This window comes from Halalkalibacter sp. APA_J-10(15), from assembly GCF_023017105.1.
Classification (GTDB): domain Bacteria; phylum Bacillota; class Bacilli; order Bacillales; family Bacillaceae_D; genus Halalkalibacter.
On record NZ_JALKEV010000012.1, the window covers coordinates 23230 to 40107 of the forward strand.

The 16878-nt window shown below is 39.9% G+C and carries 18 protein-coding genes; all 18 read right to left on the minus strand.

The window, feature by feature from the left end:
* Positions 1-4 precede the first annotated feature (4 nt).
* The 18 genes from spoIVB to spoIIIAF all read right to left on the minus strand — a co-directional run bounded on the left by spoIVB (position 5) and on the right by spoIIIAF (position 16842).
* Positions 5-1240 (minus strand): SpoIVB peptidase, encoded by a 1236-nt coding sequence (gene spoIVB / locus MW695_RS14345; RefSeq protein WP_247106039.1) that lies wholly within the window; start codon positions 1238-1240, stop codon positions 5-7.
* A gap of 130 nt (positions 1241-1370) precedes the next feature.
* Positions 1371-3089, minus strand: coding sequence for a DNA repair protein RecN (gene recN / locus MW695_RS14350; RefSeq protein ID WP_247106040.1), 1719 nt, complete (start codon positions 3087-3089; stop codon positions 1371-1373).
* 13 nt (positions 3090-3102) lie between these two features.
* Positions 3103-3552 carry a transcriptional regulator AhrC/ArgR gene (gene ahrC / locus MW695_RS14355; RefSeq protein ID WP_247106041.1) on the minus strand — a complete coding sequence of 150 codons (450 nt, stop codon included), beginning with the start codon at positions 3550-3552 and terminating at the stop codon, positions 3103-3105.
* 333 nt (positions 3553-3885) lie between these two features.
* Complete coding sequence (locus MW695_RS14360) at positions 3886-4710, minus strand: TlyA family RNA methyltransferase (protein WP_247106042.1); 825 nt, start codon at positions 4708-4710, stop codon at positions 3886-3888.
* A 4-nt stretch (positions 4711-4714) separates the two neighbouring features.
* Positions 4715-6601 (minus strand): 1-deoxy-D-xylulose-5-phosphate synthase, encoded by a 1887-nt coding sequence (gene dxs / locus MW695_RS14365; protein WP_247106043.1) that lies wholly within the window; start codon positions 6599-6601, stop codon positions 4715-4717.
* 10 nt (positions 6602-6611) lie between these two features.
* On the minus strand, positions 6612-7217 hold the full coding sequence (locus tag MW695_RS14370) for a CNNM metal transporter family protein (RefSeq protein ID WP_247106044.1): 606 nt from the start codon (positions 7215-7217) through the stop codon (positions 6612-6614).
* A 680-nt stretch (positions 7218-7897) separates the two neighbouring features.
* Positions 7898-8788, minus strand: a complete 891-nt coding sequence (locus MW695_RS14375; protein WP_308446094.1) for a polyprenyl synthetase family protein — start codon at positions 8786-8788, stop codon at positions 7898-7900.
* The gene (locus MW695_RS14380; RefSeq protein ID WP_247106045.1) at positions 8782-9021 is read right to left on the minus strand and encodes an exodeoxyribonuclease VII small subunit; all 240 of its coding nucleotides are present in this window, start codon (positions 9019-9021) and stop codon (positions 8782-8784) included. The genes MW695_RS14375 and MW695_RS14380 overlap by 7 nt, the downstream gene beginning before the upstream one ends.
* Positions 9002-10381, minus strand: coding sequence for an exodeoxyribonuclease VII large subunit (xseA, locus tag MW695_RS14385; RefSeq protein ID WP_247106046.1), 1380 nt, complete (start codon positions 10379-10381; stop codon positions 9002-9004). Before xseA ends, MW695_RS14380 begins: the two co-directional genes overlap by 20 nt.
* An 8-nt stretch (positions 10382-10389) precedes the next feature.
* Positions 10390-11235, minus strand: coding sequence for a bifunctional methylenetetrahydrofolate dehydrogenase/methenyltetrahydrofolate cyclohydrolase FolD (folD, locus tag MW695_RS14390; RefSeq protein WP_247106047.1), 846 nt, complete (start codon positions 11233-11235; stop codon positions 10390-10392).
* 3 nt (positions 11236-11238) lie between these two features.
* Positions 11239-11637, minus strand: coding sequence for a transcription antitermination factor NusB (gene nusB, locus MW695_RS14395; protein ID WP_247106048.1), 399 nt, complete (start codon positions 11635-11637; stop codon positions 11239-11241).
* A 217-nt stretch (positions 11638-11854) separates the two neighbouring features.
* Entirely contained in the window at positions 11855-12253 is a 399-nt protein-coding gene (locus MW695_RS14400) for an Asp23/Gls24 family envelope stress response protein (RefSeq protein WP_247106049.1), read from the minus strand.
* An 11-nt stretch (positions 12254-12264) separates the two neighbouring features.
* Positions 12265-13635, minus strand: coding sequence for an acetyl-CoA carboxylase biotin carboxylase subunit (accC, locus tag MW695_RS14405; RefSeq protein ID WP_247106050.1), 1371 nt, complete (start codon positions 13633-13635; stop codon positions 12265-12267).
* Between the two features lie 17 nt (positions 13636-13652).
* Entirely contained in the window at positions 13653-14144 is a 492-nt protein-coding gene (gene accB, locus MW695_RS14410; protein WP_247106051.1) for an acetyl-CoA carboxylase biotin carboxyl carrier protein, read from the minus strand.
* Between the two features lie 105 nt (positions 14145-14249).
* Positions 14250-14612: a hypothetical protein gene (locus MW695_RS14415; protein ID WP_247106052.1), complete on the minus strand. Its 363-nt coding sequence runs from the start codon at positions 14610-14612 to the stop codon at positions 14250-14252.
* 252 nt (positions 14613-14864) lie between these two features.
* On the minus strand, positions 14865-15515 hold the full coding sequence (locus MW695_RS14420) for a SpoIIIAH-like family protein (RefSeq protein ID WP_247106053.1): 651 nt from the start codon (positions 15513-15515) through the stop codon (positions 14865-14867).
* The gene (spoIIIAG, locus tag MW695_RS14425) at positions 15515-16183 is read right to left on the minus strand and encodes a stage III sporulation protein AG (protein WP_247106054.1); all 669 of its coding nucleotides are present in this window, start codon (positions 16181-16183) and stop codon (positions 15515-15517) included. The genes MW695_RS14420 and spoIIIAG overlap by 1 nt, the downstream gene beginning before the upstream one ends.
* Positions 16180-16842 (minus strand): stage III sporulation protein AF, encoded by a 663-nt coding sequence (gene spoIIIAF / locus MW695_RS14430; RefSeq protein WP_247106055.1) that lies wholly within the window; start codon positions 16840-16842, stop codon positions 16180-16182. The genes spoIIIAG and spoIIIAF overlap by 4 nt, the downstream gene beginning before the upstream one ends.
* Between the last annotated feature and the right edge of the window lie 36 nt (positions 16843-16878).

The following is a 16878-nucleotide window of genomic DNA, read 5'->3' on the forward strand; positions in this document are numbered from 1 at the left end:
ACATTTAGCTAGCTTTTGCTTCTTCTTCAATCACACCAGCTTCTTCTAGCATCCATTCAATGTGGCAACCATACCCAGAGGTTGGATCATTTACAAAAACATGAGTAACAGCTCCAACTAATTTTCCATCTTGAATGATCGGGCTTCCACTCATGCCTTGAACAATTCCTCCTGTAGCTTCCAACAACTTAGGATCGGTCACTTTAATCACCATACCTTTTGTAGCTGGTTGTTTTTGCGGTACAGAGCTAATAATTTCAATATCAAACTCCTGTACTTCTTCCCCTTCTAAAACTGTTAAAATTTTTGCTGGTCCTTCTTTTACGTTTGTCGATAGAGAAACAGGCATACTTTCATCGTGTATGTGGTTTTTTAAATCAGCTTTTTCTAACTTACCAAAAATACCAAACGAGCTATTTTTCTCAATTGAACCTAAAACATCTCTTTTTTTCGATAAGCTAGCTAATTTTTCTCCCGGATCTCCATTGCTTCCTTTTTCAATTGAAGTAACAGAAGATCGAATAATTTGTCCATCATGAACAATAATCGGCCTTTTCGTATCAACATCAGAAATGACATGACCTAACGCACCATAATTTTTTGATTCTGGATCATAAAACGTTAATGTACCAACACCAGCCGCAGAATCGCGAATGTACAAGCCCATTCTATAAGAATGCTCCCCTTTAGCTTTTACTGGCTGCAATGTTTTTTCATATGCTTTCTGGTCACGCTTTAAGCGAATTTCCAATGCACGTTCCTCATCACCTGCTGTTTGTACATAGTCACCAACTTGGCTCATTCGCTGTATTTCTTCCCCATCAATGTGCGTAATCATATCTCCAACTTCAATTCCTGCTTCTTCACCTGGGGAAAGGCTCGCATCATCTGTTTCAATTAAATGATGACCAACAACGAGCACCCCTTCTGTATTTAACTTAACCCCAATGGATTGACCACCAGGTATAACTTCTTTTTTCGGTAATACGTTCACATCAATATTTTTTACTGGAAAATTTCCAACCTCAAACTTCACTTGCTCCGTGTCTGCTCCAACCGTTGAAGTAGGGACAGCCTGTAATGCTTTGGTCGCCTCATCAATTGGTGCAAAATCTTCTTCAAATACGGTTATACTATTCGGGACATGTACCCATTCTTGTACGTTATCAGAAAAACCTATACACACGACAACGATAAGAAAAACAACACCGATTCCCTTTCTAATTGCATCGCCTCTCATCACTTCACTCTCCTAGCTCCTTGCCCACACCTCCAAAGATGGCTGTAATACTAATGTTGCCTTGCGACACAACATTTATAACTACAGAAAAAGAAAAAAGCTAACCTAAATTGGTTAGCTTTTGTAATGCTTACACTTTTAGCGTTTCAGCAAGCTGTAAAAGCTCATTCGCATGCTGTTTTGTCAAATCTGTCACTTCAACGCCAGAAATCATTCGGGCAATTTCATTTACCTTTTCTTCCTTAGTTAATGCATCCACTGACGTTCTAACACGTTGGTTTTCTTCGTTTTTAGAAATATAAAGGTGAGTATCAGCCATTGCCGCCACTTGTGGTAAATGCGTAATACATAATACTTGTGAGCCCTCGGAAATACGATGAATTTTTTCTGCGATCGCTTGAGCGACCCGTCCACTTACCCCCGTATCTACCTCATCGAAAATGACAGACGTAATCCCTTCCTGATGAGAAAAAATTGATTTAATTGCCAACATAATTCTAGAAATTTCTCCACCTGACGCAACTTTAGCTAATGGTTTCAAAGGCTCTCCGGGATTCGCTGATAAATAAAATTCAATTTCATCCTTTCCACCTTCGTTAAACGATACCGCTTGTCCATCAATAATTGGAGACTCTTTTGTTCCTACACGAGACTGAATCGAAACATCAAATTCTGTTTTTCCCATGTAAAGGGAACGAAGCTGAGAATGTATCGCATCTTTTAATTTATGAGATGCTTCTTTCCTTAGCTTTGTCAACGTGTGAGCTTCAACATATAAATCCTTCCACGTTGCTTCTAAATCGGCTACCAACTCACTTAATCGATCGTCTTTATGAACAAGTGAATCAAGCTCCTCTTCAATCTTTGCCGCATACTCCATGATTTCTTCAACAGTTGACCCATACTTCCTCTTCAACTGAGTTAATTCATATAGTCGACTTTCCACAACTTCTAATCTTACTGGGTCAAATTCAATAAGTTCCATCTGATTTCGCAACGTAAAAGCTGCTTCCTCAAGTAAATAAAAGCTATTACTAACATTTTCATGTAATGCAGTGAGCTCCGTATCAATTGTCGCCGCTTCTTCCAAATGAGCCGTTGCATTAGCAAGAAAATCCAAACCGCGATTTTCACCATATAAGCTTTGGTAGCTGTCCTGTAACAGAGAGAAAAGCTTCTCACTATGCTGCAGCTTATGTCGCTCTTCTAATAAACGTTCATCTTCTAACGGTTCTAACTGAGCTTGCTCAATTTCTTTAAGCTGAAATTGATATAAATCCACCTTTTGTGCCATTTCTTGCTCATTCGTACTAAATCGAACAACTTGCTGTTGGAGCTGCATCGCCTTTTTGTATAACTCTTGGTATTCGATCTTCGTTCTCTTCAATGAGATACCTGCATATTCATCTAATAAATGCAAATGATGCTCTGGCTGCATTAAGCTTTGATGCTCATGTTGTCCATGAATGTCAACAAGTGTTTGGCCAATCTCACGTAAAATGGCTATCGTCACCATTTTCCCATTAATACGACAAATACTTTTACCTTGTGCTGTAATATCTCGACGTAAAATAAACATCTGATCTGAGACATCAATTCCAAGATCTTTTGCTTTTTCTACTGCCCTATTGCCCTCATCAACGTGAAATAACCCTTCAATTTCAGCACGTTTCTCACCATATCGCACATAATCAGCCGATCCACGTCCACCTAGCAATAATCCAATAGCATCAATGATAATCGATTTACCTGCACCTGTTTCACCAGTTATGACCGTTAGCCCTTTTTGAAAAGGAACGGTTAATTGATCAATTATGGCAAAATGTTTGATCGATAGTTCGACTAACACACCTTCACCACCCTTAAAGCATTTCTAAAAATCTTTCCGTCAATGACAAACCTTTTTCCTTCGTCTTGCAAATAATGAGAATAGTATCATCTCCACAAATTGTTCCCATAATTTCAGACCAATCTAAATTATCAATTAAGGCACCGATCGCATTGGCATTCCCTGGTAATGTTTTCATGACAATCAAATTATCTGATCGATCAATACTAACAAAGCTATCCATAAGCGAGCGCTTTAATTTTTGTAACGGATTAAAACGTTGGTCTGCAGGCAAGCTATATTTATATCGTCCGTCCATCATCGGCACCTTAACGAGATGTAGCTCTTTAATATCTCGAGAAACCGTAGCTTGTGTAACGTTATAACCAGCTTGTCTCAATTGTTCGACTAAATCATCCTGCGTTTCAACTTCACCATTCGTAATAATCTCTCGAATTTTAATATGACGCTGTCCTTTATTCATATCGTTTCACCTATCTCTTTTCATTTCTCACTACTACCATTATCTACATAAACGAACAAGAATACAATAAGAAAAACGCAGTGGTGTCTTTTCTTAATGGAGTGGTGCGCAGCCGTTATAAAGAAGTTGAGCTTTTCTGAAAGTGGGTTCTTCCAGAAGAATGTGTAACGTACGAAGAAGTCGACGCCCACTACAAAGCCGCCTACATCCTCTTTGATTAGCCCTCGATGAATTTTCTCTACTTACCTTTTAATATAAAACACTTCTAAAATCTGATACAAAAAAATTTGTAGCGTCTTTTCTTAATAAAAAAGAAGTGCCATAGCACCTCTTTCACAGCGATTTCAATTGTTCATGCGCGTGTTCCACAACTTCTTCAACAGAAATTCGATCACAAAGGTGCACGTTGCTCATTTCCTCTACAGATTGTAGATGAAGGAGAAATTCAATATTTCCTTCTCCTCCTTTAATAGGAGAGTATTCCAACCCTAAAACGGAGTAGCCTTGCTTAAGAGAAAAGTCAATCATTCGTTTAACGACATCTTCGTGAATACTTGGATCACGAATGATTCCTTTCTTTCCAACTTGCTCACGTCCCGCCTCAAATTGAGGTTTAATGAGCGCCACAACATCACTCCCAGGTAGGAGAAGTGATTTTAACACAGGTAAAATTAACTTAATCGAGATAAACGAAACATCCATACAAGCAAATTGCGGAAGCCCTTTTTGCAAATCCGCGTGTTCTACATAACGAAAATTCGTGCGTTCCATGACGACAACACGCTTATCCTGCCTAAGCTTCCATGATAATTGGTTATAGCCGACATCAATCGCATAAACAGCTTTTGCCCCATTTTGTAAGGCGCAATCGGTAAAGCCTCCTGTTGAAGCACCAATATCGATGACAAGCTTATCTTGAAGGGAAATCGGAAATACGCGAAGAGCCTTTTCTAATTTAAGCCCTCCCCGACTAACATATGGAATTGGATTTCCCTTTATTTCCAATGCGATCGAGCTATCGATCTTTACTCCTGGCTTATCAAGCCTCTCTGTTCCAGAAAAGACGAGTCCAGCCATAATTGCACGCTTCGCCTTTTCCCTTGTTTCAAACAGTCCACGTTCAACAAGTAAAACATCAATACGTTCCTTCTTAGCCATTCACCTACGCCCTTTGTCTACGTTGTGGCAATAACGTTTGTAGTTGGTCAGCAACATTCGCTGAGGTTAAGCCAATCTCCTCAAGTAGCTCATTCACACTTCCATGCTCAATAAATTCATCAGGTATGCCCATCCGTTTCATCGATACCATAAATTGATTTTCTTGGAAAAACTCAAGTACAGCACTTCCAAAACCACCTTGTAATGCTGCCTCTTCAAGAGTAAGCACTGGAATGTTTAATTTTGCAATATCTCGGAGCATATTCTCATCTAACGGTTTAACGGAATTAGCATTAATGAGCTTAACCGAGAGACCTTGTGATTGCAATATACTTACCGCTTCATCAGCAACTGGTATCATCGTTGCAAACGTCAAAATGCAGGCATCTGTCCCTTCACGAAGAACCTCCCATTTTCCAATAGGTAGCTGCTGAAGCTGCTTGTCCATTTTCACACCATAACCATTTCCTCTTGGGTAACGAACTGCAATCGGACCACCGTCATATTGAGTTGCCGTATAGATCATGTGCTGAAGCTCATTTTCATCCTTAGGCATTAAGATTTTCATATTCGGAAGATGACGCAAATAAGCAATATCAAATACACCTTGATGCGTTTCACCATCCGCACCAACTAAGCCAGCTCGATCAATCGCAAATAGAACATTTAAATTTTGACGACATACATCATGCACAAGTTGATCGTAGCCTCGTTGTAGGAATGTCGAGTAAACAGCAAATACAGGCTTCATGCCCTGAGTCGCTAAACCTCCAGCCATTGTCGTAGCATGCTGTTCAGCAATTCCAACATCGAACATACGCTCAGGGAATTCCTTAGCAAATACATCGAGCTTTGTTCCTCCAGGCATTGCCGCAGTTAATGCCACAATTCGCTTATCTTCACGAGCTATTGTTTTTAACGTTTCTGCAAACACTCCACTATAGCTTGGTGGTCCAGGCTTTTTTACCACTTCGCCAGATTCAATTTTATATGGGCCTAATCCGTGCCATGTACCTTTTGCATCTAGCTCAGCTGGCTTGTAGCCTTTCCCTTTTTTCGTCAAAACATGAATGAGTACAGGTCCTTTAGTCTTTTTCGCATATTTCATATTCTCAGCCAAGTCCTCTAAGTCATGGCCATCAACTGGTCCTAAGTAAGTGAAGCCTAATTCCTCAAAGAAAATACCCGATACTAATAAATATTTCAGGCTATCCTTTACACGTTCAGCTGTTGAAGCAATTTTTCCACCAAAAGCCGGAATCTTCTTGATTAATTGCTCTAGCTCTTCTTTTGCTTTTTTATATTTTCCAGCCGTACGCAGTCTTCCAAGTACATTATGAAGGGCGCCAACGTTCGGCGCAATTGACATTTCATTATCATTTAAGACGACAATTAAATCTGTTTGCTCATGTCCAATATGATTCAGCGCCTCAAGTGCCATCCCACCTGTTAGTGCACCATCACCAATAATGGCAACAACAGATTCATCCGTACCTTTTATATCACGCGCTGTCGCCATTCCCATCGCAGCAGACAAAGAAGTTGAACTATGACCGGTCTCCCAAACGTCATGGTCACTTTCATTACGCTTCGGAAAACCACATAATCCTTTATATTGACGAAGTTGGTCAAATTGACCGGCTCTTCCAGTTAGTATTTTGTGAACATATGCTTGGTGTCCAACATCCCAAATGAACTTGTCTTTAGGGCTTTCAAATAATTGATGGAGAATTAACGTTAGTTCCACAACACCTAAATTCGGCCCCAGATGTCCGCCAGTTACGGATAGTTTTTCAATCAAAAACTTTCTAATATCGTTTGCTAATTGCGCAAGCTCTCCGTTCGAATAATGCTTTAATTCGCTTGGGTCTTTGAAGTCCTCTAGATTCATAAAGGAACCCTCACTTTCGAGTCAGTTTATCTTTTTTCTTTTTTCCATTGTTCGAAAATACTTTGATCTTTAATCTTACCTCTAAAACATATAATAATCTACCTACTTGGAAAATAATCGGTGTTGAATAATGAATCGCAAGTGTTTTACCTATCGCTTTGCCACCTACAGTTAAGGCTGCGACTACACTCGTAAATAATACCGAAATTACTAAGTATTGTACTGAAGCATCATGATATCCTAATTGTAAAGCAAATTGTATGACAACATATGCCGAGGCCGTTCCACTAATAATACCAGAAATATCACCGATCACATCATTGCAAAAGTTCGCAAATCGGTCGGCATTCCTTGTTATTTGAACCGCTTGCCTCGCCCCTTTTAACCGTTCAGAAGCCATAGCATGAAACGGCTTCTCATCTGCCGCTGTTGCAGCTACACCTATTGTATCAAAGAACACACCTAAAATCACAATAATAAAGACAATCACCATACCGATCGCCCATGTCACTCCGCTTAAAATAAAAGTCGAGATGACTGAAAAAATAGCCGCTAGCACTAAAGTGATAACGGCAATCCATATACTCCAATGTATTGATTTCATAAAATGCTTCATTATAATTGATCGTCACCTTTTACATCCATTATGTAAGAGAGTGGCCATTTAAAGAGTAAACTCTATAGCTTAGGTCCAGTAGGATTTCCCACCTCAGTTCCAATGCGTCGCCGCACTGGCGGTTTCCCTTTAAACCGAGATTGACGCTGTCACCAGTCGTCAGACTAGATTACCACTTAGTCTACACTGCAATCCTCTTTAAATGTCGAGCGAACAGTCTAGGAGATTTCCTCAGCAATCCCGTGCCAATCTTTTATCCTCTTTTGCAGAGATGATTTCATATAGGTAAGATCGCCATTGTTGGCCGACAACAACGAATCTCTTGTTCTATAATCCCCTCACTCTCCACTCAAGGCAGGCTACGCTGCAGACGAGTCCCAACTCGCCTTACAGGTTCATACCCAATAACCTTACTCAATAAACATTGAACGGCTTTTTGGGCCTCCACAGTAAAAGGGTCATCGCCCACATGCCTTTGTGGATCGCCCTTTTACCTTTTCTCCCAGCTTAGACCCAAGGCTGGGCGCCTCAAGCCAAAACAAGGAGCTTCATCGATGTGCCCTTTGGCGGATTTTTAGGCCCGCCTTCAAGATTGGAGGACTGACTAGAATACTGCACCACTCTCGTATTAAACTATTATATCACGTGTCAAGGTAAAAGCTCAATGGAAATGGATGGGCCTAATGATCACGGTTCGCAATATAATCTGTTAACCCAATCAATATAGAATGGTCGATATTTATACCGTATATATATTCTTTCGCTAACGACATATGCTCCGAAAGTTTCTCTTTCGCACCATCTAGTCCTAATAAATTAGGATATGTACTTTTGTTATTATCAACGTCGCTTCCCACTGGCTTGCCAATAACGGAGGCATCACCTTCAACATCCAATAGATCATCCTTGATTTGGAAGATGAGGCCTAATTCTTTTGAAAATTGGCGTAGCAGCTTACAATCATCCTCACTAGCTTCCGCTAAAATGGCACCTGACATAACTGAGGCTGTTAGTAAATCGCCTGTTTTATGATGATGAATATATACGAGTTCATCAAGGGTTAATGATTGATCCTCACCTGCCATATCAGCTACTTGACCACCCACCATCCCTGCCGGACCAGCTGCACGTGAAATTTCATGAATTAGCTCCACTTTTTGCTTGTCAGTTGCATAGTCTTTATCTAAGGAAGAAAGTAACTGAAAGCTATATGTTAATAATGCATCACCAGCTAAAATGGCTAATGCTTCGCCAAACACTTTGTGATTCGTTGGCTTTCCTCTTCTTAAGTCATCATCATCCATTGCTGGAAGATCATCGTGGACTAACGAATACGTATGAATCATTTCAAGCGCACACGCAACATCAATCCCTCGTTCGAGCGGAGCACCAAAGCTCTTTAACGTTGCAAACACAAAAGCTGGTCGAACTCTTTTTCCACCGGCATTTAAAGAATAGAGCATGGCCTTCTTCAGTTGTTCAGGTGCTTGCATAGCTTGAATCTGCTTAGGAAGCCGTTTTTCTACAAGTTGTTTACTTTGCTGTAAAAATGCACGTAGAGATGTCACGATGATTCGTCCTCCTGAAAGGCGAGTACTTCGACCTCACCATCCTCATGTAAAATCTGATCCATTTGTTTTTCAACCTTTTCGAGCTTCTCATGACAAAGCTTAGACAAGGTCATGCCCTCTTGAAACATCGCAATCGCTTCCTCCAAAGGTACGTCACCTTGCTCAAGCTTTTCAACAACTACTTCTAGTTCAGACATCGCTTCTTCAAATGTTTTATCCTTTTCCTCTGACATTGCTCTCTTCCTCCTCTAATAACGAGCTCACCTTTACAACGTGACAATGAACATATCCATCCTTCAAGCGGACGTTTAATGCCGAACCTTTTTTAACGCTTTTAACCGTTTTAATTAATGCTTTCTTGTCATCATAGGCTAAGTTATACCCACGTTCCATTAATCTTAACGGACTTAAAAGATGTAATTCATTTATTTTTTGTTCAAAAGGGTTTCGTTTACTCTTTAATAGTTCAATGAGCGATGATTTCAAACGATCTTTTAATCCTTTCTGCTCTTGTATAGCCATATCTAACTTTCGCTCTGGGTGGGCAGAAAGTAGCCTTTGATCGAGCTTGTCTAATAAATGCCCTGGCTCTAACAACCGTGCTGACATTCCTCTTTTTAACTTATCCAAAGCAACATCAAGCTGCTGCTCCTTTTGTTTCAATAACTGTTCAGGATAGCGAAAAGCATACGAATGAACTAAGCGCTCATGACGAGATTTTTCCCGAAAAATGGTGTCGTTCATTCGCTGGAACAGTCGAGTTGATAAGCTTTTCACATGGCGATTTAGCTCATTTACATCCGGTACGGCAAGCTCAGCTGCTCCAGTAGGGGTAGGAGCACGAAGATCAGCTACAAAGTCACTAATCGTATAATCCGTTTCATGACCGACTGCTGAAATAATTGGCACTTGGGCAGAAGCAATTGCCCTTGCCACTCCTTCATCATTAAATGCCCACAGCTCTTCTATCGAACCTCCTCCACGACCTACTATTAACACATCAAAGCAGTTAGCGATATCTACTCGTTCAATCGCATTCTTAATAGAGGTCGGAGCTTGATCACCTTGAACGAGCACTGGTAGTAACGTTACTTGCGCAAGTGGATAGCGCCGTTTTAAAGTCGTCACAATATCACGAATAGCAGCCCCTGTTGGTGAGGTTATTACGGCAATCCGATTCGGGAATCGTGGTAATTCCTTCTTTCTTGATTCAGCAAATAACCCTTCACGTTCTAACAGCTTCTTCAGTTCCTCATATGCAAGGAATAGACTCCCTATTCCATCAGGTTGCATTTCCTTAGCATATAGCTGGTATTGTCCATAAGGCTCATATACATTGATTTCTCCTCGGATTAATACCTTCATTCCGCTTTCTGGTTTAAAGGTAAGAAAGCGGTTATGTCCAGCAAACATGACCGCTTGCACACGAGAATTTTCATCCTTGACCGTAAAGTATAAATGTCCACGACTATGACGCTTCACATTTGAGAGCTCTCCTCTGAGCCACACACTTTGTAAAACAGGATCATATTCAAATTGATTTTTGATGTAGCGTGTTAATTCCGTAATCGTATAAATGGATTCAACGGACATACGTTCACCTATTTCCGCTGTTGTGCAGATTGTATCGTATTTTCTAAGAGCATTGTTATCGTCATCGGCCCAACTCCACCTGGTACAGGTGTAAGATAAGAAGCCTTTTCTTTCACGTCATCAAAATCAACGTCCCCACATAATTTACCATCTACACGATTTATACCGACATCTACGACAACTGCCCCATCTTTAACATCATCAGCTTTAATAAATTTTGGACGACCAACAGCAACAATTAGAATATCTGCTTGAGTCGTTAGCCCTCTCATATCCTTCGTACGTGAATGGCAATATGTAACGGTTGCATTCTCATTTAATAGTAATTGTCCGACTGGTTTTCCAACAATATTGCTACGCCCAACAACAACAACATGCTGACCCTCAAGTTGCAATTTAGCCTCTTTCATCATCTCTACGACACCATAAGGGGTACAAGGCAAAAACGTATCCTCACCTGTCATCATTTTCCCAATACTAATTGGATGAAACCCGTCTACATCTTTTTCTGGAGCAATCCTTTCAATGACAGCCTGTTCTGTAATATGTTTAGGTAATGGTAGTTGGACCAGAATCCCATCAATAGCCGGGTCATTGTTTAGTAGATCGATCTCTTGAAGTAATTCTATCTCAGAAATACTTTCAGGACGTTCAATGAGCCTAGAATAAATACCGACATCAGCACAGGCTTTTTGTTTTGCCCTTACATATGTTTGCGATGCTGGATTTTCACCAATTAGAATAACCGCTAGTCCTGGAGTTACGTTTTGTTCAACTAAACCTTTAACTTTTTCTTTCATTTTTTCCCTTTTTTTAGCAGCTAACTCTTTACCATTTAATAGTTGTGCAGTCATCATTTACTCCCCCTTAATCGTTTCAAGCGCTTTTGAAAGGACACCATTCACAAATTTCCCAGATTCGTCCCCTCCGAATGCTTTCGCAAGCTCAATTCCTTCATTTAAAGTCACGTTGACAGGAATATCATCTATGTATTTCATTTCATATACCATCATCCGTACAATAGCACGATCGACGAGCCCCATTCGACTAATGGTCCAGCCTTGTAAGCTGTTCATAATAATCTCATCAATCTTAGCAATTTGTGTACTTGTCCCATTCACAAGCTCAAGAAAAAATTCACTTGGTTTTTCTTCTTCACCCACAACGCTTTCAATCGCTTGTTCCGTATCACTTTTTGCTAGATCCATTTGGTACAAAGCTTGTGCTGCTCGTAACCTTGCTACTCTTCGATTCATTTGTTTGACTCCTTTTACCGTAAACTTGCAGTTTGTTATGTTGATAGCATACCATGTTTTCTTTTCGAAGAACAACGTCTTTTACGCTTATATGCGAATTTTATCCATTGATGAACATGCAGCAATTATACTACTATTCCCTTATACCTCGTTCCAATTAAATAAGAAAAGAAGACAGCCTTAATCAATCTTCAAGGCTGTCTTACTTCTACTTCTATTATAGCTCATCTTGGTTTGCTTCAACCGTTTCAAACTGCACACCAACAACATGTACATTGACAGCTTGAACATCAATTGCTGTCATCGTTTGAAGTGCTTGCTTCACATTCGATTGAATCAAGTTCGCCACATCAGGTACGGATACACCATATGTAATGACGACCGATACATCGATTGTAATTCCTTCTTCTTCGAGTTCAACCTTAACCCCTTTACCGTGATTCTTTCGTCCGAGCTTTTCAGCTACACCTGTAGCAAAATTCCCTCGCATCGTTGCTACACCATCTACCTCAGAAGCAGCGATTCCAGCAATGACCTCAATCACTTCAGGAGAAATCTCAACCTTACCAAGCTCTGATTTTTGCTCTTCTAATTCCAAACTAGGATTTTCATTCATATTCTTCCCTCCTATTTATTTAATGATATAGCCATGACATCATGCTCTTCTAGAAATTTAGTATTAAAGTGCCCCGAAACAAACGTCTCATGCTGAAGTAATCGTAAATGGAAAGGAATGGTCGTTTCGACACCAGGCCCTTCAACTTCGAATTCTTCTAAAGCGCGAATCATTTTTGCAATAGCCTCTTCTCTCGTCGCACCATGTGTAATGACTTTCGCAATCATTGAATCATAATAAGGAGTAATCATGTAATCAGGGTAAGCGGCAGAATCAACACGTACCCCAAGTCCACCTGGAGCTAAATATTGGTTAATTCGACCAGGTGCAGGCATGAAGTTCTTTGCCGGGTTTTCGGCATTAATCCGACATTCAATCGACCAGCCTTGGAATGTAACATCCTCTTGCTTATACGTTAATTGTTCGCCACTCGCAACCCGGATTTGCTCCTTAATTAAATCAATTCCTGTTACCATCTCTGTCACCGGGTGCTCAACTTGAATACGTGTATTCATTTCCATAAAATAAAAATCGCCACTATTATGGTCATAAATAAATTCAACCGTTCCTGCCCCCGCATATTGAACAGCTTTAGCTGCGTTCACTGCAGCTTCTCCCATTTCTCTCCTTTTACTTTCGGAAATAGCCGGCGACGGTGTTTCTTCAAGTAACTTCTGTAGTCTACGTTGAATACTACAATCACGCTCTCCTAAATGGATTGTATTACCATGTAAATCAGCTAATACTTGAATTTCAACATGACGGAAATCCTCGATGTATTTTTCTATATAAATACCTGGATTTCCAAAGTTAGTAGCTGCTTCCTGCTGAGTAATGTTCATTCCTTTTTTCAATTCTTCTGGTGTACGTGCAACGCGAATTCCTTTACCGCCACCACCAGCGGTTGCTTTAATAATAACAGGAAAGCCGATCTCATTTGCCACCTTCAAGCCGTCTTCAACAGTTTCAACAATTCCATTTGAACCAGGAACAATTGGAACACCAGCTTTTTCCATTGTCTTACGTGCAACATCTTTTGTTCCCATTTGACTAATCGCATTAGGACTTGGACCTATAAATGTTATATTACACGCTGCACAAATTTCAGCAAAATCAGCATTTTCAGCTAAAAATCCATACCCTGGATGAATCGCATCTGTTTCCGTTAACGTCGCCACACTCATAATATTCGTTACATTTAAATAGCTTTGATTTGCTGCGGTCGGACCAATACAATAAGCCTCATCTGCTAAGCGTACGTGTAACGAATCTTTGTCCGCTTCCGAATAAACAGCGACTGTTTCAATATTCATTTCCCGACAAGCGCGGATGATTCTGACCGCAATCTCCCCTCGATTGGCAATTAAAACTTTTCTAATCATCTGTTCTCTCTCCTATACTAAGCAGGCTCGACTACGAATAGTGGTTGGCCGTATTCAACAAGTTCACCATTTTCAGCTAAAATTTCAACAACCTTCCCACTTACTTCTGCTTCAATTTCGTTCATTAATTTCATTGCTTCAACGATACAGACAACTGAGTTTGCTTGCACTTGATCTCCCGTTTGTACATAAGGATCTGAGTCAGGTGATGGAGATGAATAAAAGGTCCCTACCATTGGTGAAGTGATCGTATGTAAGTTAGCATTTGTTGCTTGAACTGGCGCTTCTTCTCCTCGAGCACTTTGCGAAGTTGAAGTTGCCTGTGTAGGTGTTGATTGTGCAATTGGTGCCTGAGTTTGCTGAACAGCAACTGGAGCTTGTTCGACTACTTGTAGCTCTTTTTGCTTTTTTAACACAAGCTTGGAGCCTTCTTGTTCAAACTTCAATTCATCGATATTTGAATCATCTAATGCTTTAATTAAATCTTTTAGTTCATTTACTGTTAACATTGTAAACACTCCTTCTTCTTCCCATGCAGTACGCAACTTAATTATATATTTCAATTCATTCGACAAGCATGTTAGAAAAACCTGCCTATCAAATCAATTGTTATTTTATTCTTCCTCATGAACCTCTACTTCTGTTGTACGAGGTGTATAGTCTTTTTTATATTGACGGAAAACAGGGAATTCTGATAAGTTCTCAGGAATCTTACCATCTTCAAGTAAAATGATTTTGACTATATTTTTATTTCGAGCCATGTGATATTTATCTCCGTACTCATTTTCTTGCGTATATTTCTTTAGGCTTTGATAATCGTCCTCTTGAATGGACACTTTATATATACCTTCATCCGCATCTTCAATTTGCTGTTCAAAACCAATTTCAAATTCAACAATTTGGATGTGATCATTTTTCATATTACGCGTTTGCTCAAGTACGGCTTTCGCTCCTTCAGTTAAATCATTCCATTCCATTTCATAATCGCTCCTCATTATATGATCTTTGCGTATTATATCAAAGAACGCACCATCAGTCACCTTTTGATAAGAAAAATACGGTAGCGTCTTTTCGAATTCGCCTACTTCTTCCTCAGTTCTTCCCTAATTTTCTTCTGCAACATTTATAAATTCTTAATTACGTCATGTGCAATCGTTAAAGTCAAAGAAAAAGAGTCCTATCTCACTACTTAATAGATAGAACTCTTCTTCATTTTATACATTTCATCATTACTTATTCATGCCTGTATGTCCCACCGCAATACTCGTTTCATCTAAATTAAGGTTCAATTGTGAAATCGTTAATTGTAGTAATTCATTTGCTTGCTCACGAGAAAGTTCCTCTGATTGTACAAGAACTCTAACCTGCTCCTGATCAGCCAAAACAAGTGCATCATCAAACCCTTTTGCCATAATGAGTTGTTCTAAAATGACTTCATCATTTTGAAGCTGATGTAGATCTGCTTCCAATTGATGTGCATCAGCTTTTTCTTCTGCTGTAGCCTCTTCTGAAGCACGAATTTTTGTGTATTCTTCTTTTAAGCGATCTCGATTTGCCTGTACTTCCATTCGAATCGTCGTAAATGCTTCATTCGTTGAAATTGTTGAAATCTCTCCATATTCTCCTTCTTCTATTGCTACATCTATCTCATCAGCGATATTGCCTAAGACGGCATTCACGTCATCACTTTCTAGCTCTAAATCTTCTTGATCACTTATTTCATTCTCATCGCCGTCTTGCAGTTCATCCCCTTCGAGATCCTCATCAGAATAGGCGAAATCATTTTGTCCTGGATCAGTTGGGATGACATAATACACGGATAAGACAATAATTAAGCTAAGCATTGTTAATAACCAAACTGTTTGTTTTTTCAAGACCATTAAGAGCCCTCCTTAGTTTTTTTCGGCATAACCGAAATGCGATGTGATGGTACATCTAATACACGACTCACTGCTTCAATCACTTGACTCTTCGAATTTGCATTTTCAACACCTTGTGCAACAACGAGCACCCCTCTTACTTCTGGTTTTTCTTTATGAATAAGGATTGGAACTTCCTTATCACCTTCTCGAATAATAACAACTTGTTCTTCTCTCGTGCGATCATCAACCGTTCTCTTTCCACCTTCTCGATCCGTTTCATCTGTCAGTTGTTCTTTTGTGACACTGTCCCTTTCATAGACAGATCGTTCTGTTTCAGCTAAATTCACCATGACCGAAACATCAGACAATCCAATCATTTGTTCCAGTAACTCTTTTAATTGATTTTCATAACGCATTTCATAGCCTTCCATCGAATTAGGTTCTGCTGACCTGTCCCGTTTAAAAGCTTCTTCAACCTCGTCTACATCCTCACTTTCGTTATAAACAGGCAAAGCTTCATCCGTTTCATTTTGATCAGACATAAGGTTTCCCATAATCATTAGGGCAACACCTAAGCAGCCAAGAAGGACTAGATAATGGAGAGGGAGACGTCGGTTTTTTCCATTATTGGATTTTTTCATTAATGATTGGAGCCACTTCTGATCCTTTTCTTCATTCTGCTTCACTTTGCTTGTTTCCCCCCTTCCCACGCGACTTGAATCTTTTCTTTTGGCACATCCCAATTGTGAGCAAGAAATTGTTGAACATCTGCTAATGATTCGAATTCTTGTTGCTCGTCATCATCGATTTGATTCGATTCGGTAATATCAATGCGAATCGGTTGAACAGTCTCAACACTAGCGTCAGATTCAGACTGTTCCTCTTCTAGCTCTGTATAAACGAATGTATGGATGACTTCTAATGAGTCAATGGCATCTTGAATCGTTTCTGGCTCACCCTCCCACAGTAGTTCAACCTCTATACTCGCTATTTCCAAATCGTATCCCTCTCGCAATTCATCTTTAACTTGATTCTCCAATTGGACAGCCATCTGTTCAGAAATATATGCACGTTGTCCCAACTCTATCTCTTTTTTTTGCAAATTTATTGCTTCTTGGACTACTTTTTCTGTTTCATCTGTCTGAACAGACAATGAAACGAGCCATTCATCCACATCTTCTGTGAAAATAGATAATAGTGGCTGTAGCATAGCGACTAATAATAATAGCCCAACAACAAGCTTCACATAACGCTGAATATGAGAGTTCGGTAGCATCAGCTCCAATATCGTTGCCAACAAAATAATAAGAATAATGGTCGTTAACCAGCCTGTTAAACTTTCCATTTCACTCCCTCCTCACTTTTTATGGTGACCTCTTAA

Coding starts and splice junctions, on each gene's coding strand:
- dxs (WP_247106043.1), bottom strand. CDS start 6,601: ATGAATCTAGAGGACTTCAAAGACCCAAGCGAATTAAAGCATTATTCG.
- MW695_RS14415 (WP_247106052.1), bottom strand. CDS start 14,612: ATGGAATGGAATGATTTAACTGAAGGAGCGAAAGCCGTACTTGAGCAA.
- MW695_RS14360 (WP_247106042.1), bottom strand. CDS start 4,710: ATGGCTAAGAAGGAACGTATTGATGTTTTACTTGTTGAACGTGGACTG.
- spoIVB (WP_247106039.1), bottom strand. CDS start 1,240: ATGAGAGGCGATGCAATTAGAAAGGGAATCGGTGTTGTTTTTCTTATC.
- folD (WP_247106047.1), bottom strand. CDS start 11,235: ATGACTGCACAACTATTAAATGGTAAAGAGTTAGCTGCTAAAAAAAGG.
- MW695_RS14380 (WP_247106045.1), bottom strand. CDS start 9,021: ATGTCAGAGGAAAAGGATAAAACATTTGAAGAAGCGATGTCTGAACTA.
- ahrC (WP_247106041.1), bottom strand. CDS start 3,552: ATGAATAAAGGACAGCGTCATATTAAAATTCGAGAGATTATTACGAAT.
- accC (WP_247106050.1), bottom strand. CDS start 13,635: ATGATTAGAAAAGTTTTAATTGCCAATCGAGGGGAGATTGCGGTCAGA.
- xseA (WP_247106046.1), bottom strand. CDS start 10,381: ATGTCCGTTGAATCCATTTATACGATTACGGAATTAACACGCTACATC.
- MW695_RS14420 (WP_247106053.1), bottom strand. CDS start 15,515: ATGGTCTTGAAAAAACAAACAGTTTGGTTATTAACAATGCTTAGCTTA.
- MW695_RS14400 (WP_247106049.1), bottom strand. CDS start 12,253: ATGAATGAAAATCCTAGTTTGGAATTAGAAGAGCAAAAATCAGAGCTT.
- nusB (WP_247106048.1), bottom strand. CDS start 11,637: ATGAATCGAAGAGTAGCAAGGTTACGAGCAGCACAAGCTTTGTACCAA.
- accB (WP_247106051.1), bottom strand. CDS start 14,144: ATGTTAACAGTAAATGAACTAAAAGATTTAATTAAAGCATTAGATGAT.
- spoIIIAF (WP_247106055.1), bottom strand. CDS start 16,842: ATGGAAAGTTTAACAGGCTGGTTAACGACCATTATTCTTATTATTTTG.
- MW695_RS14370 (WP_247106044.1), bottom strand. CDS start 7,217: ATGAAGCATTTTATGAAATCAATACATTGGAGTATATGGATTGCCGTT.